Annotated in this window: 24 protein-coding genes; 3 read left to right on the top strand and 21 right to left on the bottom strand. The window is 51.4% G+C overall.

Going from position 1 to position 23,785, the window contains the following annotated elements:
- The first annotated feature begins 54 nt into the window (after window positions 1-54).
- Both CJP72_RS15780 and CJP72_RS15775 read left to right on the top strand, forming a co-directional pair.
- Window positions 55-804 carry a 4'-phosphopantetheinyl transferase family protein gene (locus CJP72_RS15780; protein ID WP_162382312.1) on the top strand — a complete coding sequence of 250 codons (750 nt, stop codon included), beginning with the start codon at window positions 55-57 and terminating at the stop codon, window positions 802-804.
- A gap of 41 nt (window positions 805-845) precedes the next feature.
- Window positions 846-1,412, top strand: a complete 567-nt coding sequence (locus CJP72_RS15775; RefSeq protein ID WP_162382311.1) for an NADPH-dependent FMN reductase — start codon at window positions 846-848, stop codon at window positions 1,410-1,412.
- A gap of 139 nt (window positions 1,413-1,551) precedes the next feature.
- Here the strand turns inward: CJP72_RS15775 and adeP are convergent, their stop codons facing one another.
- Window positions 1,552-2,889 (bottom strand): adenine permease AdeP, encoded by a 1,338-nt coding sequence (gene adeP, locus CJP72_RS15770; RefSeq protein WP_162382310.1) that lies wholly within the window; start codon window positions 2,887-2,889, stop codon window positions 1,552-1,554.
- Between the two features lie 166 nt (window positions 2,890-3,055).
- On the opposite strand from adeP, the gene yieH reads away from it, so the two are divergent.
- Window positions 3,056-3,721: a 6-phosphogluconate phosphatase gene (yieH, locus tag CJP72_RS15765; protein WP_162382309.1), complete on the top strand. Its 666-nt coding sequence runs from the start codon at window positions 3,056-3,058 to the stop codon at window positions 3,719-3,721.
- Window positions 3,722-3,783: 62 nt separating this feature from the next.
- Here the strand turns inward: yieH and phoU are convergent, their stop codons facing one another.
- From phoU to asnC, 20 genes are all read right to left on the bottom strand, one after another.
- Complete coding sequence (phoU, locus tag CJP72_RS15760; RefSeq protein ID WP_162382308.1) at window positions 3,784-4,509, bottom strand: phosphate signaling complex protein PhoU; 726 nt, start codon at window positions 4,507-4,509, stop codon at window positions 3,784-3,786.
- A 14-nt stretch (window positions 4,510-4,523) separates the two neighbouring features.
- A complete protein-coding gene (gene pstB / locus CJP72_RS15755) occupies window positions 4,524-5,297 on the bottom strand; it encodes a phosphate ABC transporter ATP-binding protein PstB (RefSeq protein ID WP_162382307.1) in 774 nt (257 codons plus the stop codon).
- 46 nt (window positions 5,298-5,343) lie between these two features.
- Complete coding sequence (gene pstA / locus CJP72_RS15750; RefSeq protein WP_162382306.1) at window positions 5,344-6,234, bottom strand: phosphate ABC transporter permease PstA; 891 nt, start codon at window positions 6,232-6,234, stop codon at window positions 5,344-5,346.
- On the bottom strand, window positions 6,234-7,193 hold the full coding sequence (gene pstC / locus CJP72_RS15745; RefSeq protein WP_162382305.1) for a phosphate ABC transporter permease PstC: 960 nt from the start codon (window positions 7,191-7,193) through the stop codon (window positions 6,234-6,236). Before pstC ends, pstA begins: the two co-directional genes overlap by 1 nt.
- Window positions 7,194-7,338: 145 nt before the next feature.
- The gene (gene pstS / locus CJP72_RS15740; RefSeq protein WP_162382304.1) at window positions 7,339-8,379 is read right to left on the bottom strand and encodes a phosphate ABC transporter substrate-binding protein PstS; all 1,041 of its coding nucleotides are present in this window, start codon (window positions 8,377-8,379) and stop codon (window positions 7,339-7,341) included.
- Window positions 8,380-8,691: 312 nt separating this feature from the next.
- Window positions 8,692-10,521, bottom strand: coding sequence for a glutamine--fructose-6-phosphate transaminase (isomerizing) (gene glmS / locus CJP72_RS15735; protein ID WP_162382303.1), 1,830 nt, complete (start codon window positions 10,519-10,521; stop codon window positions 8,692-8,694).
- A gap of 200 nt (window positions 10,522-10,721) precedes the next feature.
- A complete protein-coding gene (glmU, locus tag CJP72_RS15730; protein WP_162382302.1) occupies window positions 10,722-12,092 on the bottom strand; it encodes a bifunctional UDP-N-acetylglucosamine diphosphorylase/glucosamine-1-phosphate N-acetyltransferase GlmU in 1,371 nt (456 codons plus the stop codon).
- A 324-nt stretch (window positions 12,093-12,416) separates the two neighbouring features.
- The gene (locus CJP72_RS15725; RefSeq protein ID WP_162382301.1) at window positions 12,417-12,836 is read right to left on the bottom strand and encodes a F0F1 ATP synthase subunit epsilon; all 420 of its coding nucleotides are present in this window, start codon (window positions 12,834-12,836) and stop codon (window positions 12,417-12,419) included.
- Window positions 12,837-12,856: 20 nt separating this feature from the next.
- On the bottom strand, window positions 12,857-14,239 hold the full coding sequence (atpD, locus tag CJP72_RS15720) for a F0F1 ATP synthase subunit beta (RefSeq protein WP_162382300.1): 1,383 nt from the start codon (window positions 14,237-14,239) through the stop codon (window positions 12,857-12,859).
- A gap of 26 nt (window positions 14,240-14,265) precedes the next feature.
- Complete coding sequence (gene atpG, locus CJP72_RS15715) at window positions 14,266-15,129, bottom strand: F0F1 ATP synthase subunit gamma (protein ID WP_162382299.1); 864 nt, start codon at window positions 15,127-15,129, stop codon at window positions 14,266-14,268.
- Window positions 15,130-15,179: 50 nt separating this feature from the next.
- Window positions 15,180-16,721, bottom strand: a complete 1,542-nt coding sequence (gene atpA, locus CJP72_RS15710; RefSeq protein ID WP_162382298.1) for a F0F1 ATP synthase subunit alpha — start codon at window positions 16,719-16,721, stop codon at window positions 15,180-15,182.
- A 12-nt stretch (window positions 16,722-16,733) separates the two neighbouring features.
- A complete protein-coding gene (atpH, locus tag CJP72_RS15705) occupies window positions 16,734-17,267 on the bottom strand; it encodes a F0F1 ATP synthase subunit delta (protein ID WP_162382297.1) in 534 nt (177 codons plus the stop codon).
- A 14-nt stretch (window positions 17,268-17,281) separates the two neighbouring features.
- Entirely contained in the window at window positions 17,282-17,752 is a 471-nt protein-coding gene (gene atpF, locus CJP72_RS15700; protein ID WP_073511767.1) for a F0F1 ATP synthase subunit B, read from the bottom strand.
- A 59-nt stretch (window positions 17,753-17,811) separates the two neighbouring features.
- Window positions 17,812-18,051: a F0F1 ATP synthase subunit C gene (gene atpE / locus CJP72_RS15695; protein WP_003023794.1), complete on the bottom strand. Its 240-nt coding sequence runs from the start codon at window positions 18,049-18,051 to the stop codon at window positions 17,812-17,814.
- A 46-nt stretch (window positions 18,052-18,097) separates the two neighbouring features.
- Window positions 18,098-18,913, bottom strand: a complete 816-nt coding sequence (gene atpB / locus CJP72_RS15690; RefSeq protein ID WP_162382296.1) for a F0F1 ATP synthase subunit A — start codon at window positions 18,911-18,913, stop codon at window positions 18,098-18,100.
- Between the two features lie 8 nt (window positions 18,914-18,921).
- Window positions 18,922-19,302: a F0F1 ATP synthase subunit I gene (atpI, locus tag CJP72_RS15685; protein ID WP_162382295.1), complete on the bottom strand. Its 381-nt coding sequence runs from the start codon at window positions 19,300-19,302 to the stop codon at window positions 18,922-18,924.
- A 615-nt stretch (window positions 19,303-19,917) separates the two neighbouring features.
- Window positions 19,918-20,541, bottom strand: a complete 624-nt coding sequence (gene rsmG, locus CJP72_RS15680) for a 16S rRNA (guanine(527)-N(7))-methyltransferase RsmG (protein ID WP_162382294.1) — start codon at window positions 20,539-20,541, stop codon at window positions 19,918-19,920.
- Window positions 20,542-20,645: 104 nt separating this feature from the next.
- Window positions 20,646-22,535, bottom strand: a complete 1,890-nt coding sequence (gene mnmG, locus CJP72_RS15675) for a tRNA uridine-5-carboxymethylaminomethyl(34) synthesis enzyme MnmG (protein ID WP_162382293.1) — start codon at window positions 22,533-22,535, stop codon at window positions 20,646-20,648.
- Between the two features lie 373 nt (window positions 22,536-22,908).
- Window positions 22,909-23,358 carry an FMN-binding protein MioC gene (gene mioC, locus CJP72_RS15670; RefSeq protein WP_162382292.1) on the bottom strand — a complete coding sequence of 150 codons (450 nt, stop codon included), beginning with the start codon at window positions 23,356-23,358 and terminating at the stop codon, window positions 22,909-22,911.
- Window positions 23,359-23,446: 88 nt separating this feature from the next.
- Window positions 23,447-23,785 (bottom strand): transcriptional regulator AsnC (gene asnC, locus CJP72_RS15665; protein ID WP_162382291.1); only part of this gene is annotated, 339 nt, incomplete at its 5' end.

Below are 23,785 nucleotides of genomic sequence, written 5' to 3'. Positions count from 1 at the left end.
TCATGTAAATGTTACTCTCGTAATAATCACAGACCATTAATCACGGAGCGAAAAATGGCGACACATTTTGCCAGAGGGATTCTTACGGAGGGGCATCTGGTTTCAGTCCGACTCCCCTCTCAATACCATATTGAAGCCACAAATCTTCCCACTCATCGCCGCACGCGGTTCCTTGCCTCCCGGGCCTTACTCGCTGAACTGATGTTTATGCTTTACGGCATCAGCGAACTACCGGACATCACCATCGAGGCGAAAGGCAAACCCTCTTTTCGCGATCGCAACCTACCCGGTTTCTCCATCGCGTACGCCGGAAATATGGTCGGCGTTGCGCTGACAACCGAAGGCGAGTGCGGTCTGGACATGGAGTTACAACGCGCAACCCGCGGCTTTCACAACCCACTTTCAGCAGAAAGCCCGTTTTTCTCCAGCAATGAAACTTTGTGGATCAACAATCAAAACGATCCTAATGAAGCGCGTGCACAGCTCATCACCTTGCGCCAGAGCGTACTGAAACTCACAGGCGATGTCCTCAACGATGACCCGCGAGAACTCCAGTTGATACCCGTTGCAGGTCGTCTGAAGTGTGCCCATGTTGCGCAGGTAGAAGCCATCTGCGATGCGGAGGATGTGCTGGTCTGGTCGGTTGCCGTTTCACCCGTCATTGAAAAGCTGAAGGTTTGGGAGTTTGATAGTCAACTGGAGTGGAAAAGCCTGCCCGATATCCAGACTCGCGCCAATGCCCCTACCGGTCGCCTGATGCGATTCGCCCAATTATCCACCGTTAAATCGTGTACACATAACTGACCCGGCCACATCCCGGCCATCATGATGAAAAAGGAGTAATCATGTCCGAAACGTTGAAGGTTGTTACGTTACTGGGGAGCCTGCGCAAAGGCTCATTTAATGGGATGGTTGCCCGTACCCTACCCAAAATTGCCCCGACAGGCATGGAAGTCAACGCATTGCCGTCCATTGGCAACATCCCACTGTATGATGCTGATCTACAGCAAGAGGAGGGGTTTCCACAGAGCGTGGAAGCGTTGGCGGATCAAATTCGTAAAGCGGATGGCGTGGTCATTGTGACGCCGGAATATAACTACTCCGTGCCGGGTGGCCTGAAAAACGCCATCGACTGGCTTTCCCGCCTGCCCGACCAACCGCTGTCCGGAAAGCCGGTACTCATTCAGACCAGTTCAATGGGGGCTATCGGCGGCGCGCGCTGTCAATATCATCTGCGTCAGATTTTGGTCTTCCTCGATGCCATGGTAATGAATAAACCTGAATTTATGGGCGGTGTGATTCAGAACAAAGTGGACCCGCAAAACGGCGAAGTGATTGACCAAAGCACGCTGGATCATCTGACCGGTCAACTGACCGCGTTTGGCGATTACATCCAGCGCGTGAAAGCCTAAAACAAAAAGCCCGGCACTCTACCGGGCTTTGATTTGAAATGATTAATGTGGTTATGCCTGATGGCGCTTCGCTTATCAGGCCTACGTTCTTCTGTAGGTCAGGTAAGCGTTAGCGCCACCTGACACCACAAGTCGCACCTTAGTGTGCGTCGATAAACACAATTTTCAGTATGAACAGCAGCGCCACAACGATCACGCAAGGGCTGAGATCGCGCAAACGACCGGTACCGATTTTCATCACGCAGTATGAGATAAAGCCCAGCGCGATACCTTCAGTGATCGAGAAGCTAAACGGCATCATCACGGCAGTGATAAAGGCGGGAACAGACTCCGTCAAATCGTCCCACTTCACGCGTGCCAGGCTGGAGGTCATCAATACACCCACATAAATCAGCGCACCCGCGGCCGCATAACCCGGCACCATTCCCGCCAGCGGCGACAGGAAGATAACCAGCAGGAACAGCAGACCCACGACAACCGCCGTCAGACCAGTACGCCCGCCAACAGAAACACCGGAAGAAGATTCAATATACGCCGTCACAGATGAGGTGCCGATAAACGCCCCCGTCACCGATGATACGCTGTCGACAAACAGCGCCTGCTTCATGCGCGGGAATTTCCCTTTCTCATCGGCCAGGCCCGCTTTGTCAGTTACGCCAATCAGCGTGCCGGAGGAGTCAAACAGGTTAACCAGCATGAAAGAGAAAATGACACCGGCCAGACCCAGATTCAACGAACCAGCCAGATCCACATGACCAATCACAGAAGTGACGCTTGGCGGAGCAGAGACAATACCGTTGTAGTGCACATCACCCAACATCCAGCCCAGCAAGGTTGTTACCACGATAGACACCAGCACCGCGGCGTGGATGTTGCGTGATGCCAGAATAGCGATGATAAAGAAACCCAGTACGCCCAGCAGCACGCTGTGTGATGTCAAATTTCCAATCGCCACCAGCGTGTCTTTATTCGCAACAATGACACCGGCGTTTTTCAGCCCCATCATGCCGATGAACAAGCCGATGCCGCTGGTGATACCTACGCGCAGACTGACCGGAATATTGGCGATCATCCAGTAACGCACACGGAAAATGGTCAGCAGCAGCAGGCCAACGGCGCCCCAGAAAATGGCGCCCATCCCCACTTGCCACGGCAGGCCCATTGCCTGAACCACCACAAATGCGAAGAAGGCGTTGAGACCCATTGCCGGTGCCAGCGCGACCGGCAGGTTGGCGAACAGGCCCATCAGAATGCTACCAAACGCAGCAATTAAACAGGTAGTAACGAAGACAGCGCTGGTATCCATGCCAGCAACGCCAAGAATTTGCGGGTTAACAAAAACGATATAGACCATCGTCAGGAAGGTCGTGAAACCGGCGATCACTTCGGTGCGTGCCGTCGTGCCATGTTCGCGCAGTTTAAACACGCGTTCCAGCATCCCCTGACCAGAAGTCTGGGTTGTGTGTTGTTGACTCATTATCAATTTCCGAACAAGGAGGGAAAATTCGTCGCTATCCTATACCAAAATGCGACAATAGGGGCGGTTGCGAGATACTTTTTTTCATTGATTTTGCTTATACGGCAACGATTGCGTCTCTCAATTCTGCATTACGTAAACGTTAAACTTGTAAAAAAGGAAAGGCATGTCCCAGATTGAAGCGGTATTTTTTGACTGCGACGGTACGCTGGTCGACAGCGAAGTGATCTGTTCCCGCGCGTATGTCGCCATGTTCCAGGAATTTGGCATAAAGCTCGATCTTGAAGAGGTGTTTAAACGCTTTAAGGGCGTAAAACTCTACGAGATTATCGACATCATCAACGAAGAACATCATGTTGAGTTGGCGAAAACCGAGCTGGAACCCGTCTACCGCGCCGAGGTCGCACGCCTGTTCGACACAGAACTTGAGGTGATCGCGGGTGCAAACGCATTGCTGGAGAGCATGGCGGTGCCCATGTGCGTAGTCTCTAACGGGCCAGTCAGCAAAATGCAACATTCACTGGGAAAACTGGGCATGTTGCACCATTTCCCGGAAAAACTGTTCAGCGGCTACGATATTCAACGCTGGAAGCCCGATCCGGCGCTGATGTTCCACGCCGCGAAAGCGATGAACGTCAATGTGGAGAACTGCATTCTGGTGGATGATTCTTCAGCTGGCGCGCAGTCAGGAATTGATGCGGGGATGGAGGTGTTTTACTTTTGCGCCGATCCGCACAACAAACCGATCGTTCATCCAAAAGTAACCACCTTTACCGATCTGGCGCAGTTGCCAGAATTGTGGAAGGCGCGCGGCTGGGATATTACGCGTTAGTGACGTCGGAATGGTTAATGCCCGGTGGCGCAAGCTTACCGGGCCTGGAGAAAGCACAAACATCACTCTTTTGGGTCTTTACCCGCCAGCAGTTTATCCAGCTCATCCCCTCCGACATGACGGAAATCCTGTCCTTTCACGAAGTAGAAGATGTACTCACAAATGTTCTGGCAGCGGTCGCCGATACGTTCTATCGATCGTGCGCAGAACAGTGCCGTCAGCACGCTCGGAATGGTGCGCGGATCTTCCATCATGTACGTCATTAACTGACGCACAATGCCTTCATACTCCTGGTCGACTTTTTTGTCTTCACGGTAGATACGTACCGCTTCGTCGAGATCCATACGCGCAAACGCATCCAGAACGTCATGCAGCATCTGTACGGTGTGGCGACCTAACGATTCCAGGCTCACCAACAGCGGCTGATGCTGAGAAGAGAACTTCTCCAGCGCGGTACGACAGATTTTATCTGCTACGTCGCCAATGCGTTCCAGCTCCGCGATGGTTTTGATGATAGCCATCACCAGACGCAAGTCGCTGGCCGTCGGCTGACGTTTGGCGATAATGCGCACGCAGGCTTCATCGATGGCGACTTCCATCATGTTGACCTGTTTGTCGCCTTCAATCACGCGCTTTGCCAGCTCACCGTCCTGGTTGTGCATGGCGGTAATGGCGTCAGACAGTTGCTGTTCCACCATTCCGCCCATGGTCATCACCTGAGTGCGAATGCTCTCCAGCTCAGCATTGAACTGGCCGGAAATGTGTTTATTGAGATTGAGGTTATCCATGTAGCACTCCTGAATCAGCCGTAGCGACCGGTGATGTAGTCTTCTGTTTGCTTTTTAGCGGGCTTGGTGAACAGATCGTCCGTGTTGCTGAACTCAATCAACTCGCCCAGATACATAAACGCTGTGTGGTCGGAACAACGCGCCGCCTGTTGCATGTTGTGCGTCACGATAACCACGGTGTAATCCTGCTTCAGCTCAGTGATCAGCTCTTCAATACGCCCTGTGGAAATAGGGTCCAGCGCTGAACATGGCTCATCCAGCAGCAACACTTCCGGACGAATAGCGATACCGCGCGCAATGCACAGACGCTGTTGCTGACCACCGGAGAGAGAGTACCCACTCTGGTGCAATTTATCTTTGGTTTCGTTCCATAATGCGGCCTTGGTCAAAGCCCACTGAACGCGCTCATCCATATCGGCACGGGAGAGCTTCTCAAACAGGCGTACGCCAAACGCAATGTTGTCGTAAATGGACATCGGGAACGGCGTCGGCTTCTGAAACACCATCCCCACTTTAGCGCGCAACAGCGCGATATCCTGGGTGTTGGTGAGGATATTGTCGCCATCCAGCAGAATTTCGCCTTCCGCACGTTGATCGGGGTACAGCGAATACATTTTGTTAAAGGTGCGCAGCAGCGTGGATTTACCACAGCCAGATGGACCGATAAATGCCGTGACCTGGTTCTTCGCGATATCCAGGTTGATGTTCTTCAGGGCATGGAATTTGCCATAGTAGAAGTTCAAATCACGAACCTGAATCTTACCTGGGGCAGTCTCAACCATACTCATTTCAATCTCTTCCTCATTCGACGCCGCATTCGCCGCGCCGCAAAAATTAACCGTGTTTATTCTTCGCAAAAATGACGCGCGCCAGAATGTTCAGCAGCAGAACGCACAGGGTGATTAACAACACCCCAGCCCAGGCCAGTTGCTGCCATTCAGCAAACGGGCTCATCGCAAATTTAAAGATGGTCACTGGCAAGTTGGCGATCGGCTGCATCATGTCAGAGCTCCAGAACTGATTCGAGAGCGCAGTAAACAGCAGCGGGGCGGTTTCACCAGCGATACGGGCAATCGCCAGCAGAATACCGGTCATGATGCCGGAGACTGACGCCTTCAACGTAATCGCAGAGATCATCTTCCACTTTGGCGTTCCCAGCGCATAAGCCGCTTCACGCAGGCTATCCGGCACCAGTTTCAACATGTTTTCGGTGGTTCGAATGACGATTGGCACTTGCAGCAGCGCCAGCGCAATCACGCCTGCCCAGCCGGAGAAGTGCTCCATCTGCGCGACAACAATGGTGTAGACGAACAGACCAACCACAATCGACGGTGCAGAAAGCAGAATGTCGTTGATGAAACGAATAACTTCAGCCAGCCAGGATTTGCGGCCGTATTCCGCCAGATAAATCCCCGCCATAATGCCCAGTGGCGTCCCAAATACGGTCGCCCACAGAATGAGTAAACCACTACCGGCCAGGGCATTTGCCAGACCACCACCCGCCGTATTGGGCGGCGGCGTCATTTCGGTGAACAGCGCCAGCGACATTCCGTCGATACCGCGTACAACGGTAGAGAACAGGATCCAAATGAGCCAGAACAGCCCGAAAGCCATTGTCGCCATGGAGAGCGTCAGCGCGATGCGGTTTTTCATGCGACGACGCGCCTGCATTTTGCGGCGGGATTCCGCCAGTGCGGCGGTAGATTGCATCTCGATCGTAGCCATTAACGTGCCCCCTCGTTCTTAGCAAGGCGCATGATCATAAATTTGGACGCAGACAGGACGATAAAGGTGATGACGAACAGGATCAGCCCCAGTTCCATCAGTGCGGCAACGTGCAGACCCGATTCCGCTTCGGCAAACTCGTTCGCCAGCGCAGAAGTAATACTGTTGCCCGGCATATACAACGAGGCGCTGTCGAGTTGGTAGGTGTTACCGATGATAAAGGTGACCGCCATCGTTTCGCCAAGCGCACGACCTAAGCCCAGCATAATGCCGCCAATCACCCCATTTTTGGTATATGGCAGAACAATACGCCAGATGACTTCCCACGTAGTGCAGCCAATACCGTAGGCCGACTCTTTCATCATCACCGGGGTCTGTTCGAACACATCACGCATTACCGCAGCAATGTACGGGATGATCATGATGGCGAGGATCACGCCAGCGGCTAAGATACCGATACCAAAAGCCGGCCCCGAGAACAGCGCGCCAACAAACGGAATGTTGGAAAGGACGTTCCCAACCGGTTCCTGGAACCAGGTCGCAAACAGCGGGGCGAAAATGAACAAGCCCCACATGCCATACACGATACTCGGAATTGCGGCCAGCAGTTCAATCGCGATCCCCAGCGGACGTCTCAGCCAGTTTGGCGCCAGTTCCGTTAAAAATAAGGCAATACCGAAGCTCACCGGAACGGCGATCAGCAATGCGATAAAAGAGGTCACCAGCGTGCCATAAATGGGAACCAGCGCACCGTAGATATCGTTTGGCGCGTCCCAATCTTTGGTCCACAGGAACGAAAAACCAAACTTCTGGATACTTGGCCAGGAGGAGATGATCAGAGAGACAATAATGCCACCCAGCATCAATAGCACAAGCAGCGCAGCCAGTTTTACCAGCGCGCTGAATATCATGTCACCCTTTTTACCCGGTGGGTTAAAAGCAGGCTTAGTTGCAGCCATAAATTACTCTTTCCGTTGAACGCGTTTTACGAAGTTGCCCTGGCCGGATGGCGCTACGCTTATCCGGCCGACCTATCGGGCCTACAGTCTGAACCGTAGGGCGGATAAGCGTAGCGCCATCCGCCAATTCGTCAAAGATATTCTGTTAATACAGCGCTTTACCGTTGCTGTCTTTCACGTTGGTTTTCCATGCAGCACGAACCTGCTCAACCACGCTGTCTGGCAGACTGGCATAATCCAGGTCGTTAGCCTGCTTGCCGCCATTTTTGTATGCCCAATCGAAGAATTTCAGCACTTCAGCGCCCTGCTCAGGTTTTTTCTGCACTTTATGCACGAGGATGAAGGTTGTGGAGGTAATTGGCCACGCGTCTTCACCTTTCTGGTTCGTCAGGTCCTGAGCGAATGACTTGCTCCAGTCAGCGCCTTTTGCCGCGTTAGCAAAGTTCTCTTCCGTCGGGCTTACCGGCTTACCGTCAGCGGAGATTAATTTGGTGTAGGCCAGGCTGTTCTGTTTGGCATACGCATATTCAACGTAGCCGATAGCACCCGGCAGACGCTGTACGAACGCTGCGATGCCGTCGTTACCTTTACCCCCCAGACCGGTCGGCCAGTTCACTGTCGAGCCTGAACCTACTTTCGATTTCCACTCTTCGTTCACTTTCGCCAGATAGCTGGTAAAGACGAAGGAAGTCCCGGAGCCATCAGCACGGCGTACAACAGCAATATTCTGGGAAGGCAGTTTCAGACCAGGGTTCAGTTTGGTGATGGCTTCATCATCCCACTTTTTGATTTTGCCGAGGTAAATGTCACCCAGTGTTTTACCATCCAACACCAGCTCACCAGACTTCAGACCTGGGATATTCACCGCCAGCACCACACCACCGATCACGGTCGGGAACTGGAACAGATCTTCCTGAGCCAGTTTTTCCTCAGATAGCGGGGCATCGGAGGCACCGAAATCAACAGTGTTTGCCGTAATTTGTTTTACACCACCGGAGGAGCCGATACCCTGGTAATTAACTTTATTACCCGTTTCTTTCTGATAGGTATCTGCCCATTTGGCATACACTGGCGCAGGGAAAGTTGCACCTGCACCTGTCAGGCTTGCCGCTGCGTTTACAGCGAAAGCGCTCATGGATAAGGTCGCGGCGACAACAGTTGCGACAGTGGTACGCATAACTTTCATAATGTCTCCTGCAAGATTCGTAAATCATTGTTAAGTGGCTACGATAAGCAAAATAGGACAAACAGGTGACAGTTAAATGTACGAAATATGACAGTTTTATGACAGTGAAGATAATGGCATTCACTCTCTAAAAAACATCATAAATAAACAATGCGTTACGTGTTTTTATGGCACTAATATTTCGCGAAAATTTTCTTTTTATGACACTGAAACAGTAGCTGAATATGACGCTTTGTCACATAAAAACGGAGGAGGAATTGTTCAAAAAAACGGGGGAAAAAAATGCCCCGCTTTCGCAGGGCATTACACAGATTATTCAACCGTAACTGATTTCGCCAGGTTACGTGGCTGATCCACGTCGGTGCCTTTGATAAGCGCAACGTGATACGCCAGCAATTGCAGCGGTACGGTGTAGAAGATCGGGGCAATGGCGTCTTCTACATGCGGCATTTCTATAATGTGCATGTTATCGCTACTGGTGAATCCAGCATCCTGATCGGCGAAGACATACAGCTGACCACCGCGCGCGCGAACTTCCTCAATGTTGGATTTCAGTTTTTCCAACAGTTCGTTGTTCGGAGCCACCACAATAACCGGCATGTCTGCATCAATCAGCGCCAGCGGGCCATGCTTCAGTTCACCTGCGGCATAGGCTTCTGCGTGAATATAAGAGATCTCTTTCAGTTTCAGCGCGCCTTCCAGCGCAATCGGATACTGATCGCCACGACCCAGGAACAGAGCGTGGTGTTTGTCAGAGAAATCTTCAGCAAGCGCTTCAATGCGTTTGTCCTGAGACAGCATCTGCTCAATGCGGCTTGGCAATGCCTGCAGACCATGAACGATGTCGTGCTCAATAGAGGCATCCAGACCTTTCAGACGCGCCAGCTTCGCCACCAGCATCAGCAGAACGGTCAACTGAGTGGTAAAGGCTTTCGTGGAGGCTACGCCGATTTCGGTACCGGCATTGGTCATCATCGCCAGGTCTGATTCACGAACCAGGGAAGAACCCGGAACGTTACAAATCGCCAGGGAACCCAGATAACCCAACTCTTTCGATAAGCGCAGCCCGGCCAGCGTATCTGCCGTTTCGCCAGATTGCGAAAGGGTGATCATCAGGCTGTTGCGACGCACGGCTGATTTGCGATAGCGGAATTCAGACGCGATTTCCACGTCACACGGAATTCCTGCGAGAGATTCAAACCAATAGCGGGATACCATACCGGAGTTGTATGACGTACCGCAGGCGATGATCTGAATGTGCTCAACCTGAGACAAAAGTTCGTTCGCCTTCGGACCCAGCTCGCTCAAATCCACTTCACCGTGAGTAATACGTCCAGTCAGCGTGTTTTTAATCGCGTTTGGCTGCTCGTAGATCTCTTTCTGCATGTAGTGGCGATAAATACCTTTATCGCCCGCGTCGTACTGCAGGTTGGATTCGATATCCTGACGTTTCACTTCCGCGCCAGTTTTATTGAAAATAGAGACGGTGCGACGGGTCACTTCCGCAATATCGCCCTCTTCCAGGAAGATGAAGCGACGGGTGACTGGCAGCAGCGCCAGCTGATCGGAAGCAATAAAGTTCTCACCCATACCCAGACCAATCACCAGCGGGCTACCAGAGCGAGCCGCCAGCAGCGTATCCGGTTTGCGGGTATCCATGATCACGGTACCGTACGCGCCGCGCAGTTGCGGAATAGCACGTAGCACCGCTTCACGCAGAGTGCCGCCTTGTTCCAGTTCCCAATGCACCAGGTGAGCAATCACTTCGGTGTCAGTTTCTGAAACAAACGTATAACCACGCGCTTTCAGTTCTTCACGCAGCGGTTCATGGTTTTCGATGATGCCGTTATGCACCACCACAATGTGTTCAGAAACATGCGGATGCGCGTTTGCTTCTGAAGGTTCGCCGTGGGTTGCCCAACGAGTATGAGCAATACCCGTACCGCCGTGCAACGGCTGCTCTTCCGCAGCCTGTGCCAGCATCTGCACTTTACCCAGGCGACGCAGACGGGTCATGTGCCCTTCGTTGTCGACCACAGCCAGCCCCGCAGAGTCATAGCCACGGTATTCCAGACGACGTAAACCTTCGAGAAGAATTTCTTCTACATCACGTTGCGCAATAGCGCCAACAATTCCACACATATTTTTTTAATTCCGATTTTGGCGATATGCCAGTCGTTGTCGGTCAACCTGTATGCCCGTATTTTCGGGCGCCCCGAGCCTTTGTAGAGAGTGGGGTTATTTTTATGGTACTGCTTTTTGGGCGGGGGATTATGTTATCCCCTCATCCCTGTTTACCGGATGGCAGCGTAAACGCGTTATCCGGTAAACAAAAATTGAATTTACTTTTTCTTCACCGGACGCTTCCAGCCCTGCTTATGGACCTGCGGTACACGGCTTATCACCAGTTCGTTATCGGCAACATCACGGGTAACGGTGGTCCCCGCCGCAATTGTCACACCATTACCCACCGTCACTGGTGCCACCAGTTGGGTATCGGAGCCAACAAACACATCATCGCCAATAATGGTTTTAAACTTGTTCGCGCCATCGTAGTTACAGGTGATCGTTCCTGCACCGATGTTCACGTTATCGCCAATTTCAGCATCACCCAGGTAGGTCAGATGACCGGCTTTCGAGCCTTTGCCCAGACGCGCTTTTTTCATCTCGACAAAGTTACCTACGTGCGCGCCTTCCAGCAGTTCTGCACCAGGGCGCAAGCGGGCAAACGGGCCAATAGTACACGCCGTTGCCAGATGTGCATCTTCTACTACGCTGTACGGACTGATTTCACAATCGTCGCCAATCACACTGTTTTTGATAACGCAGCCCGCGCCAATCTTCACGCGATGACCAAGCGTTACGTTGCCTTCGATGATAACGTTAGTATCAATTTCGACATCTCGCCCGTGCGTTAATGTTCCGCGCAGGTCAAATCGAGAAGGATCACGCAGCATAACGCCTGCCAGCAGCAGCTTTTCAGCCTGCTCAGACTGGTAAACGCGTTCCAGACGAGAGAGTTGCAGGCGATTGTTCACACCTTCCACTTCGCTGAGTCTGTCAGGGTGAACGGCAGCGATTTCGCGACCTTCCTGATATGCCAGCGCAATAATGTCAGTGATGTAATACTCGCCCTGAGCATTGTTATTGGTCAGTTTTGACAGCCAACGCTTCATGTCTGCGCCGTTAGCAATCAGAATGCCGGTATTAATTTCCTGGATCTGACGTTGCTCGTCGCTTGCATCTTTGTGCTCAACGATTCCGGTGACCTTACCGTTTTCACGCGTAATACGACCATAGCCGCTTGGATCATCCAGCTTTACCGTCAGCAATCCAATGCCGCCCTGCGGTTTTGCATCACGCAGACGCTGCAATGTGTCGCTCGAAATCAGCGGTACGTCGCCATAGAGCATTAAAATGTCTTCATCGTCGCCAAAGAATGGCGCAGCCTGCTGCATCGCATGACCTGTACCCAACTGCTCGGCCTGCAAAACCCAATTCAGGTTGTCTTCTTTCAGTGTCTGCTTAAGCAGATCGCCACCGTGGCCATAGACCAGATGAACGTGAGATGCGCCAATGTCATTAGCAGCATCAATAACATGCTGAACCATCGCTTTTCCCGCAAGGGTGTGCAGCACTTTAGGAAGATCGGAATACATGCGCGTGCCTTTACCTGCGGCAAGGATCACTACGCTCATAGCACTATTCAACATACGCATCCTGACTTTGATGAGATAACGAATTTATACCGTTTCATTTTGAAAATTCCACATTTTTTTCACCGTGAAATGGGGTGTAGATAAAATGCTCATCAGGGGGTTATCTCTACTTGATACTGTGGCATTTTCGTCCATCGTCACGCCTTTTGTCTTCTGAAAAGTAAGACTTACCACTTATTAAGGCGTTAGGTTAATGTTTTTGCTATTTTTTTAACCCATAAATAAAGGATAAACAAGGGCTTAAAAAGAGGAAATCCAGAGAAAAGGCAAAAAAAAACCAGCCTGAATTCAGACTGGTTTTATGCTTTCAAGCCGGTGTTACATCGCTTTTTTGGTCAACTCGATAACGCGCAGTTTCGCGATCGCTTTGGCCAGTTCCGCAGATGCCTGAGCATAGTCCACGTCACCATGAGAGCTCTTAATGTGCTCTTCAGCCTTACGTTTCGCTTCCAGGGCTCTCGCTTCATCGAGATCCTGCCCGCGAATCGCGGTATCAGCCAGAACGGTCACGTTGCCAGGCTGCACTTCAAGAATGCCGCCGGACAGGTAGATAAATTCTTCATGACCGAACTGTTTAACGATGCGGATCATACCAGGCTTAATGGCGGTGAGCAGCGGCGCGTGCCCCGGGTAAATACCCAGTTCACCTTCGCTACCCGTTACCTGGATTTTTTCGACCAGACCAGAGAACATTTGTTGCTCTGCGCTGACGACGTCCAGGTGGTAAGTCATTGCCATATCACCCTCCGATTAAGGCGTTAAAGTTTTTTGGCTTTCTCGACAGCTTCTTCGATGGTGCCAACCATATAGAACGCCTGCTCTGGCAGGTGATCGTATTCGCCATCCATGATGCCTTTAAAGCCACGGATAGTATCTTTCAGCGATACGAATTTACCTGGAGAGCCGGTAAAGACTTCTGCTACGAAGAATGGCTGGGACAGGAAGCGCTGAATTTTACGCGCACGTGCTACCACCAGTTTGTCTTCTTCGGACAGTTCGTCCATACCCAGGATCGCGATGATGTCTTTCAGTTCCTGGTAACGTTGCAGGATGGACTGAACGCCACGCGCGGTGTCGTAGTGCTCCTGACCAACCACCAGCGGATCCAACTGACGGCTGGTGGAGTCCAGCGGGTCAACGGCCGGGTAGATACCGAGAGACGCGATCTGACGGCTCAGTACCACGGTTGCATCTAAGTGAGCAAAGGTGGTGGCTGGCGACGGGTCAGTCAAGTCATCCGCAGGTACGTATACCGCCTGAACGGAGGTGATAGAACCGGTTTTGGTGGAGGTGATACGTTCCTGCAGAACACCCATCTCTTCCGCCAGCGTCGGCTGATAACCTACCGCTGAAGGCATACGGCCCAGCAGTGCGGATACTTCAGTACCGGCCAGGGTATAACGATAGATGTTATCAACGAACAGCAGAACGTCACGACCTTCGTCACGGAACTTCTCAGCCATAGTCAGGCCGGTCAGTGCAACGCGCAGACGGTTTCCTGGCGGCTCGTTCATCTGGCCATAAACCAGGGATACTTTATCCAGAACGTTGGAGTCGGTCATTTCGTGGTAGAAGTCGTTACCCTCACGAGTACGTTCACCCACGCCCGCAAACACGGAATAACCGGAGTGCTCGATCGCGATGTTACGGATCAGCTCCATCATGTTTACGGTTTTACCTACACCCGCACCACCGAACAGGCCGACTTTACCGCCTTTCGCAAACGGACAAATCAGGTCCATAACTTTGATACCGGTTTCCAGCAATTCCTGAGAGCTGGACAGCTCTTCATAAGAAGGTGCTGCACGGTGAATCGCCCAACGTTCTTCTTCGCCGATGTCGCCTTTCATGTCGATCGGCTGACCCAGGACGTTCATGATACGACCCAGAGTTGCTTTACCTACCGGAACTTCGATCGGGTGCTCGAGGTCTTTAACTTCCAGACCACGACGCAGACCGTCGGAAGAACCCATGGCGATGGTACGTACGATACCACCACCGAGCTGCTGCTGAACTTCCAGCACCAGACTCTCATTACCATTCATAACCTCAAGAGCATCGTACACGCGCGGTACGGCATCCTGAGGGAATTCGACGTCAACCACGGCGCCGATTACCTGGACAATTTTTCCAGTAGCCATCTTGAATCCTCTACGAATTAACCTGGTTATACCGCGGATGCACCACCGACGATTTCGGTGAGTTCCTGAGTAATGCTGGCCTGACGAGCTTTGTTGTATACCAACTGCAGCTCTTTGATCAGGCTGCCGCCATTGTCGGTCGCGGCTTTCATCGCCACCATACGTGCGGCCTGCTCGCTGGCCAGGTTTTCTACCACACCCTGATAAACCTGAGATTCAACGTAACGACGCAGCAGGGTATCCAGCAGCGGTTTCGGGTCGGGTTCATACAGGTAATCCCAGGCTTTTTGTTTTAACTCTTCATCTTCTGATGCCGGTAAAGGCAGCAGCTGAGTGAGAGTTGGAACCTGAGACATGGTGTTAATAAATTTGTTGCTGACAACGTACAGTCTGTCCAGACGGCCTTCATCATAGGCCTGCAGCATCACTTTAACCGGACCGATCAGTTCGGACAGGGAAGGGTTATCCCCCATACCAGTTACCTGAGCAACCACATTACCGCCAACGGAGCTAAAGAAAGACACGCCCTTAGAGCCGATCATTGCGAGTTCGCACTGAACGCCTTTTTCGGACCATGCTTTCATCTCTGCCAGCAGTTTCTTGAACAGGTTAGTGTTCAAGCCGCCACACAGACCACGATCGGTCGACACCACCAGGTAGCCCACACGTTTAACGTCGCGTTCTTCCAGGTAAGGGTGCTTATATTCCAGATTACCATTCGCAAGGTGACCAATCACTTTGCGCATGGTCTCTGCATAAGGACGGCTGGCCGCCATGCGCTCCTGCGATTTACGCATTTTGGAAGCGGCGACCATCTCCATCGCTTTAGTGATCTTCTGCGTGTTCTGGACGCTTGCGATCTTACTACGTATCTCTTTTGCGCCGGCCATGAGCTTCTCCTCAATGCCTTGCGGCCTGCCCTAAGACAGACCGCCAGACGTTACCAGGACTGGGTTGCTTTGAAGGAATCGAGGATAGCTTTCAGCTTGCCTTCGATTTCATCGTTATAGCTACCGGACTGGTTAATCTCTTGCATCAGCGGAGCGTGGTCACGGTCGACATAAGCCAGCAGAGCAGCTTCGAAACTACCGATTTTCGCCAGTTCCACATCTTCGAGGTAACCGCGCTCAGCCGCAAACAGCACCACACCCTGTTGTGCAACAGACATTGGTGCATACTGTTTCTGCTTCAGCAGTTCAGTTACTTTCTGACCGTGGCTCAGCTGCTTACGCGTAGCGTCATCGAGGTCGGAAGCGAACTGAGAAAACGCCGCCAGTTCACGATACTGTGCCAGCGCGGTACGAATACCACCGGACAGTTTCTTGATGATCTTGGTCTGTGCTGCGCCACCTACACGAGATACGGAGATACCCGGGTTAACCGCCGGACGAATACCGGAGTTAAACAGGTTGGTTTCCAGGAAGATCTGACCATCGGTAATGGAAATTACGTTGGTCGGAACGAACGCAGAAACGTCACCCGCCTGGGTTTCGATAATCGGCAGAGCGGTCAGGGAGCCGGTTTTACCTTTAACTTCACCTTTGGTGAATTTCTCAACGTATTCCGCGTTAACGCGGGATGCGCGTTCCAGCAGACGGGAGTGGAGGTAAAATACGTCGCCCGGGAATGCTTCACGTCCTGGCGGACGACGGAGCAACAGGGAAACCTGACGATAAGCAACAGCCTGTTTGGACAGGTCATCATAAACGATCAGAGCATCTTCACCGCGGTCACGGAAATATTCGCCCATTGCGCAACCAGCGTATGGCGCCAGGTATTGCAGTGCGGCGGATTCAGACGCAGTCGCCACAACAACAATGGTGTTAGACAGAGCATTATGCTCTTCCAGTTTACGCACCACGTTAGAAATGGTGGACGCTTTCTGGCCAATAGCCACGTACACACATTTGATGCCGGAATCACGCTGGTTGATGATCGCATCGACGGCCATCGCGGTTTTACCGGTCTGACGGTCACCGATGATCAATTCACGCTGACCACGACCGATTGGGATCATGGCATCAACGGATTTATAACCGGTCTGAACTGGCTGATCGACGGACTGACGTTCGATTACGCCCGGTGCGATAACTTCGATTGGCGAGAAGCCATCGTTATCAACCGGACCTTTACCATCGATAGGGGAACCCAGAGTGTTCACCACACGACCCAGCAGGCCACGGCCAACCGGAACTTCCAGAATACGACCAGTACACTTAACCTTCATGCCTTCGGCAAGGTCAGCGTACGGGCCCATAACGACCGCACCTACGGAGTCGCGCTCCAGGTTCAGTGCGATAGCGTAACGGTTACCCGGCAGGGAAATCATCTCACCCTGCATACAATCGGCAAGGCCGTGGATGCGGATAACACCGTCACTTACAGAAACAATAGTACCTTCGTTGTGAGCTTCACTCACAACATTGAACTGAGCAATGCGCTGCTTGATCAGTTCGCTGATTTCGGTGGAATTCAGTTGCATGCTCCAGTCCCCTTAAGACTGCAAGACGTCTGCAAGGCGTTCAAGACGGCCGCGTACGCTACCATCAATGACCATATCACCCGCACGGATGATAACGCCTGCCATTACAGACTTATCGATTTTGCAATTCAGCTTAACTTTGCGTGACAGACGTTTTTCCATCGCAGCGCTGATCTTCGCAAGCTGTGCTTCACTTAGCGTGGTCGCAGAAGTGACTTCTACCTCAGAGGTAGACTCACTGGCTGCACGCAGATGAATATACTGCTCCAGAACATCCGGGAGCGCGTTCAGACGATTATTTTCAGCCATCACCTTAATCAGGTTCTGGCCGTTTTCGTCCAACTGCTCACCGCAGACTGCGATAAACGACTCAGCGAGCGTTTCCGGCGCCAGCGCGCCAGAGAGAAGCTCTGCCATTTGTTCGTTCTTGGTTACCTCGGCGGCAAACGCCAGCATGTCCTGCCAACGTTCTACACTTTGGTGTTCGACGGCAAAGTCAAAAGCTGCTTTGGCGTAGGGGCGAGCTACCGTAATAAATTCAGACATCAGCCCCTCCCTCCTTACAGTTCAGCGACAAGTTTATCCACGATGTCGCTGTTAGCAGCTTCATCCACGGAACGTTCGATGATCTTCTCGGCGCCAGCAACAGCCAGGATAGCAACTTGCTTACGCAGCTCTTCACGGGCACGTTTACGCTCGGCTTCAATTTCCGCCTGCGCCTGTGCCACGATTTTAGTACGTTCCTGCTCTGCTTCAGTTTTGGCTTCGTCCAGGATCTGAGAGCGGCGTTTGTTCGCCTGCTCAATGATAACCTGAGCTTCCGCCTTCGCTTTTTTCAGCTGGTCGGTCGCGCTGGCCTTTGCAAGGTCAAGGTCCTTATGTGCTCGTTCTGCGGAAGCAAGACCGTCAGCAATTTCTTTTTGACGTTTTTCGATGGCAGCCATTAACGGCGGCCATACGTACTTCATGCAGAACAGAACGAACAGGACAAACGCGATGGCCTGGCCGAGGATTGTTGCGTTAAGATTCACAGCACAATGCCTCTATCTAGTTAACGTTCTGATATTGCTCTTAATTCAAGCAACGCTTACTACGCGACAGCGAACATCACGTACAGACCCAGACCTACAGCGATCATCGGGATAGCATCCACCAGACCCATAACGATAAAGAACTGAGTACGCAGCAGAGGAATCAAATCAGGCTGACGCGCTGCGCCTTCCAGGAATTTACCCCCGAGGATGCCGATACCGATCGCAGCACCGATCGCCGCCAGACCCATCATCACAGCGGCAGCGATGTACAGCAGATCCATATTCAGGTTTTCCATGACAGTCTCCAGTTTGTTTCAGTTAAAACGTAGTAGTGTTGGTAAATTAATGCTCTTCAGACGCCATCGACAGATAGACAATCGTCAGAACCATGAAGATGAAGGCTTGCAACGTAATAATCAGTATGTGGAAAATGGCCCAGGGCACATTCAGGATCCACTGTGACCACCACGGCAACAGGCCAGCAATCAGAATGAAAATCAGCTCACCGGCATACATGTTGCCGAACAGTCGCAGACCGAGAGAAATCGGTTTGGACAGCAGACTTACCCCTTCAAGGATTAAGTTGACAGGGATGAATGCCCAGTGATTGAACGGCTGCAGCGTCAACTCTTTCGCGAAGCCGCCAAGGCCTTTCATTTTGATGCTGTAGAACAAAATGAGGATAAATACGCCCAGTGCCATAGACAGGGTGATGTTCACGTCAGCAGACGGAACCACACGCAGAGCCGGCAGACCAAAGATATGCTCGCCAATGTACGGCAGCAGGTCGATAGGCAGTAAGTCCATCAGGTTCATCAGGAACACCCAGACGAAAATCGTCAGGGCCAGCGGTGCGATCAGCTTGCTTTTACCATGGTACATGTCTTTCACGCTACCATGCACAAAGCCGATCACCAGCTCAATCGCGGTCTGAAATTTACCTGGTACGCCGCTGGTTGCCTTTTTCGCAACGCTACGGAACATAAGCAGGAACAACAGACCCAGCACCACCGAGAAAAAAATGGAGTCAATATTGAGCGTCCAGAAGGTGGCTGGGGGGTTATGCGGATCCACCAGCGAGAATGTACGCAGGTCCAACTGAAGGTTATTCAGATGGTGTCCTATGTAATCCTGCGGCGTCATATTTTCAGAAGCCATGATGCCTTTTACCCTTTGTTGTTAATTACAGCCGGTGCCAGTATCTGAACCACCAGCACCAAAACCCACGTAACGATCAGCGGTAAAAATACCGCCTTCAAAACCGCCAGCGCCACCACCAGTAAAACCAGCATCGCTAACACCTTCAACGCTTCGCCGAAGGCGAACGACCAGGCAACCCGGCCTTTTGCTGGTATCTGCGCCTGGTGACGCCAGGCAAATATCATAAACAACATATTAGGCAGAAACACTGCCATCCCTCCACATATTGCGGAGATGCCCCAGAAGGGGTCTTTGAAACTAAACAGAAATCCACTTGCCATCACAGCCAGTAGCTGAATGAACAGAAGCTTACGAGCAACGTTTCGACTCAAGAGCGACACAGACATCACGTTTTTACTCCTGCTCTCATCGAGGTATGTCGCGTGTCGTATAAAACGTTCTTTAAGACCTGGAGTCAAGCATCAAAAAGCGGTCAAATTATACGGTGCGTCCTCGTGATTTCAAACAATAAGTAGCTAAAAGGTGAATAAATGTTTAAATATTTTTCCCTACCCCGCATTTTTAACTTTTAGCCAAACTATGAGCGATCGGGTAAAACTGCAAATAGCGCGAAAACACTGGTGATAAAGCGTGCTTCAGATCACATATTGAGCATATTCGCCCTGGCGGTATTTATTTACTTGGCAAATGATGCCTTTTCAACTTTCTGATATTTAAGCGTAAAGTCACTCACCATTTTAAAAACATCGATCTACAACGCAAAAACAACCCATTGACTTTTTTAATAAACATTTAACATAAAAGAGTGATTTGCAAAGCCGATTTTTAGCAGACTGATATTTTCAATGTTGACTACTTTTGTCATTACTAAAAAAAGGGTCGTTGTCGAGATGAAAACAAAGAGTGACGCCAACGTTAAGTGTAACCAGTTATAACGGCACGATACCCCACGATTTTTAACACGTGAGATACCGTTTTTTTTCTATTTTTTTTGACGAATATTAAATTTTGTTTGCCTTAACGATCACCAGGTGACGTTCACCTTCCAACTGTGGAACCCGCAGTTTAACAACCAATTCTGCACTAAATTCAACAGGCAACGAAGCGATTTCATCCTCTGGCAACTGCCCTTTCAGCGCATAAAATCGACCGTTCTCGCCTGGCAGATGGTGGCACCAACTGACCATGTCATTGAGTGAAGCGAACGCGCGGCTGATCACACCATCAAACGGTGGTTCGGAAGGAAACTCCTCAACACGACTCTGAACGGGCGTGATGTTATCCAGTTTAAGCTCATGTTGAACCTGGCGCAGAAAACGCACGCGCTTACCCAAGCTGTCCAGCAGGGTGAAATGCGACTCAGGACGTACAATTGACAATGGAATTCCCGGCAGACCCGGTCCCGTACCAACATCAATAAAACGTTGCCCTTGCAGATACGGCGCGACAACAATGCTGTCCAGAATATGGCGAACCAGCATCTCACCGGGATCTCTGACAGAGGTCAGATTATAGGCCTTATTCCACTTGTTCAGCATATCAACATACGCGACCAACTGATTTTTCTGGTGATCGGTGAGCGAAATACCTGCTTGATCCAGCAGACGAGAGAGTTTGTTGAGCACGGTGATTACCTGTCTATAAAATTTGCCCGGTCGCGCTAGCGCGTACCGGGCCTTACGAACCTGTAAAACGGGTAAGCGAAGCGCCACCCGCCAAAACGGTGCATTTACGCACTACGGCGCAGCATGCCTTGTTTTTTCAGCCAGACCAGCAGAATGGATATCGCCGCAGGTGTAACGCCGGAGATGCGCGATGCCTGACCAATTGAGACCGGTTTATGATCGTTCAACTTGGCGATAACTTCATTCGACAAACCAGAAACCTGACGGTAATCCAGCGTTGTGGGCAGAATAGTATTTTCGTTACGCTGCTGTTTTTCGATCTCATCCTGTTGACGGGCGATGTACCCTTCGTACTTCACCTGAATTTCGACCTGCTCTGCTGCCTGAACATCGTCCAGAGACGGAGCAAACGGCGTCAGCGCGGTCAGTTGTTCATAGGTCATTTCCGGACGGCGTAGCAGATCTTCACCACTCGCTTCACGCGAGAGCGGCGCACTTAGGTGAGCATTCACTTCGCCCGCAGATTCGGAGGATGGGGCCACCCAGGTGGATTTCAGACGCTGACGTTCACGTTCAATGTTCTCCAGTTTCTCATTAAAGCGAGCCCAACGCTCATCATCCACCAGACCCAGCTCACGACCCATTTCGGTCAGGCGGAGATCGGCGTTATCTTCACGCAGCATCAGACGATATTCAGCGCGGGAGGTAAACATGCGGTACGGTTCTTTGGTGCCCAGGGTGCACAAATCGTCTACCAACACTCCCAGATACGCCTGGGAACGCGCGGGTGCCCAGCCCTCTTTGTCCGCAGACAGTCGCGCAGCATTCAGACCGGCCAGCAGCCCCTGCGCAGCCGCTTCTTCGTAACCGGTCGTGCCATTGATTTGTCCGGCAAAGAACAAACCGTGGATAAATTTGCTTTCCAGCGTTGGTTTCAGGTCACGCGGATCGAAGAAGTCATACTCGATAGCATAACCAGGACGAACGATCTTCGCGTTTTCCATTCCCTGCATGGAGCGGACGATCTGCATCTGCACATCAAACGGCAGGCTGGTGGAAATACCGTTCGGGTAAATTTCGTTAGACGTCAGCCCTTCCGGCTCCAGGAAGATCTGGTGCTGGTTTCTGTCGGCAAAGCGCATCACTTTGTCTTCAATCGATGGGCAGTAACGCGGACCGATCCCTTCGATCACCCCGGCATACATCGGGCTACGATCGAGGTTATTACGGATCACGTCATGGGTTTTCTCATTGGTGTGGGTGACGTAGCACGGCATCTGGCGTGGATGCTGAGAGGCGTTGCCCAGGAATGAGAAGACCGGCAGTGGATTGTCGCTATTTTGCTGACCCAGCACGCTGAAATCGATGGTGCGGGCATCGATACGTGGCGGTGTACCGGTTTTCAGACGGCTCACACGCAGCGGCAGTTCACGCAAACGACGAGACAGAGGGATGGACGGCGGATCGCCGGCACGGCCACCGCTGTAGTTATCCAGCCCAATGTGAATTTTGCCATCAAGAAAAGTCCCGACGGTTAGAACAACGGCTTTTGCGCGGAACTTGAGACCCATCTGGGTCACTGCGCCGACAACACGATCGTTCTCAACAATCAGATCCTCAACCGCCTGCTGGAAGATCATCAGATTCGGTTGGTTTTCCAGTGCGGTTCGTACCGCCTGGCGATAGAGCACGCGATCCGCCTGCGCCCGGGTTGCGCGAACGGCAGGACCTTTGCTTGCGTTTAGTATCCTAAACTGAATGCCTGCATGGTCGATTGCTTTGGCCATCAGCCCACCGAGCGCATCCACTTCTTTTACCAGGTGTCCCTTCCCAATACCGCCAATAGCTGGATTGCAGCTCATTTGCCCCAGTGTGTCGATATTGTGTGTCAAAAGCAGGGTTTGTTGACCCATACGCGCTGCGGCCATAGCGGCCTCAGTGCCTGCATGACCCCCGCCAATGATGATGACGTCAAAAGGATCCGGATAAAACATGGTAATTGCCTCGCATTACGGCGGTGTGAAAATGGATTGAAGCCCGGGCCGTGGATTCTACTCAACTTTGTCGGCTTGAGAAAGACCTGGGATCCTGGGTATTAAAAAGAAGATCTTTTTATTTAGAGATCTGTTCTATTGTGATCTCTTATTAGGATCGCCAGTATCTGTGGATAACCAGGATCCGGTTATTAAGATCAACAGGTTGCTGAGGATCATTAGCTGTGAATGATCGGTGATCCTGGTCCGTATAAGCTGGGATCAGAATGAAGGGTTATACACAACTCAAAAACTGAACAACGGTTATTCTTTGGATAACTACGGGTTGATCCAAGCTTTTCACCAGACTTACCCACAGTTGATCGCACGATCTTTACACTATTTTGAGTAAATTAATCCAGGATCCCAGCCAAACCTCTGCCGGATCTTCCGGAATATCGTGTTCAAGGATGTTGATCTTGAGTGTCTCGCCTCTCTGTTTTGCTCCTGAACTCTTCAGTTCTGCCTCTATTTTATCGATAGCACCACAGAAAGTGTCGTATTCGCGACTACCGATGCCAATTGCACCGAAACACACCTGTGACAGATCGGTTTTTTGAGACTGGAGATCTTCATAGAAAGGAAGAAGGTTGTCTGGAATGTCTCCCGCGCCGTGCGTGGAACTTATCACCAGCCAGATCCCGGAGGTGGGGAGATCTTCTAGCAGCGGACCGTGTAGGGTTTCTGTTGAAAAACCCGCATCTTCCAGCTTTTCAGCCAGATGTTCTGCAACGTATTCGGCACCGCCAAGGGTGCTGCCGCTAATAAGAGTTATGTCCGCCATACGAGCCCATCCTGATCAAGATGGGCTATTGTACGCTGTGAGCGAGTTGGGATCTACCTGTGGAAAAGCAGGGGATTTAAAAAAATGGTTATGGGCGGATAGTCCGCATGATCGGGTTCTGCAAAGAGATCAGCGTTTCAGTGGACTGAATTTCATCAATTGTTTGGATCTTGTTGATAAGTACCTGCTGCAGTGCGTCGATCGAGCGGCACATGACTTTAATAAAGATACTGTAGTGACCAGTGGTGTAATACGCTTCCGTCACTTCATCCAGACTTTCCAGTTTGGCTAATGCCGAAGGATAATCTTTCGCACTTTTTAAAATTATGCCGATAAAGCAGCAGACGTCGTATCCCAGTTGTTTTGGGCTAACGTCAATACGCGCTCCGGTAATGATCCCCGCTTGTTTCATTTTCTCTACGCGAAC

This window comes from Citrobacter sp. NCU1 (assembly GCF_010231475.1).
GTDB lineage: Bacteria > Pseudomonadota > Gammaproteobacteria > Enterobacterales > Enterobacteriaceae > Citrobacter_D.
The sequence above is the reverse complement of the archived record's forward strand: the minus strand, read 5'-3'. Positions and strand labels throughout refer to the sequence as shown.

What these genes read in the sequence shown, in the direction of transcription:
- CJP72_RS15780 (WP_162382312.1), top strand. Translation starts at nt 55, where the DNA reads ATGGCGACACATTTTGCCAGAGGGATTCTTACGGAGGGGCATCTGGTT.
- mnmG (WP_162382293.1), bottom strand. Translation starts at nt 22,535, where the DNA reads ATGTTTTATCCGGATCCTTTTGACGTCATCATCATTGGCGGGGGTCAT.
- pstB (WP_162382307.1), bottom strand. Translation starts at nt 5,297, where the DNA reads ATGAGTATGGTTGAGACTGCCCCAGGTAAGATTCAGGTTCGTGATTTG.
- adeP (WP_162382310.1), bottom strand. Translation starts at nt 2,889, where the DNA reads ATGAGTCAACAACACACAACCCAGACTTCTGGTCAGGGGATGCTGGAA.
- atpE (WP_003023794.1), bottom strand. Translation starts at nt 18,051, where the DNA reads ATGGAAAACCTGAATATGGATCTGCTGTACATCGCTGCCGCTGTGATG.
- phoU (WP_162382308.1), bottom strand. Translation starts at nt 4,509, where the DNA reads ATGGATAACCTCAATCTCAATAAACACATTTCCGGCCAGTTCAATGCT.
- glmS (WP_162382303.1), bottom strand. Translation starts at nt 10,521, where the DNA reads ATGTGTGGAATTGTTGGCGCTATTGCGCAACGTGATGTAGAAGAAATT.
- mioC (WP_162382292.1), bottom strand. Translation starts at nt 23,358, where the DNA reads ATGGCGGACATAACTCTTATTAGCGGCAGCACCCTTGGCGGTGCCGAA.
- atpG (WP_162382299.1), bottom strand. Translation starts at nt 15,129, where the DNA reads ATGGCCGGCGCAAAAGAGATACGTAGTAAGATCGCAAGCGTCCAGAAC.
- yieH (WP_162382309.1), top strand. Translation starts at nt 3,056, where the DNA reads ATGTCCCAGATTGAAGCGGTATTTTTTGACTGCGACGGTACGCTGGTC.
- pstS (WP_162382304.1), bottom strand. Translation starts at nt 8,379, where the DNA reads ATGAAAGTTATGCGTACCACTGTCGCAACTGTTGTCGCCGCGACCTTA.
- atpB (WP_162382296.1), bottom strand. Translation starts at nt 18,913, where the DNA reads ATGGCTTCTGAAAATATGACGCCGCAGGATTACATAGGACACCATCTG.
- CJP72_RS15775 (WP_162382311.1), top strand. Translation starts at nt 846, where the DNA reads ATGTCCGAAACGTTGAAGGTTGTTACGTTACTGGGGAGCCTGCGCAAA.
- atpH (WP_162382297.1), bottom strand. Translation starts at nt 17,267, where the DNA reads ATGTCTGAATTTATTACGGTAGCTCGCCCCTACGCCAAAGCAGCTTTT.
- atpI (WP_162382295.1), bottom strand. Translation starts at nt 19,302, where the DNA reads ATGTCTGTGTCGCTCTTGAGTCGAAACGTTGCTCGTAAGCTTCTGTTC.
- atpA (WP_162382298.1), bottom strand. Translation starts at nt 16,721, where the DNA reads ATGCAACTGAATTCCACCGAAATCAGCGAACTGATCAAGCAGCGCATT.
- CJP72_RS15725 (WP_162382301.1), bottom strand. Translation starts at nt 12,836, where the DNA reads ATGGCAATGACTTACCACCTGGACGTCGTCAGCGCAGAGCAACAAATG.
- atpD (WP_162382300.1), bottom strand. Translation starts at nt 14,239, where the DNA reads ATGGCTACTGGAAAAATTGTCCAGGTAATCGGCGCCGTGGTTGACGTC.
- pstC (WP_162382305.1), bottom strand. Translation starts at nt 7,193, where the DNA reads ATGGCTGCAACTAAGCCTGCTTTTAACCCACCGGGTAAAAAGGGTGAC.
- pstA (WP_162382306.1), bottom strand. Translation starts at nt 6,234, where the DNA reads ATGGCTACGATCGAGATGCAATCTACCGCCGCACTGGCGGAATCCCGC.
- glmU (WP_162382302.1), bottom strand. Translation starts at nt 12,092, where the DNA reads ATGTTGAATAGTGCTATGAGCGTAGTGATCCTTGCCGCAGGTAAAGGC.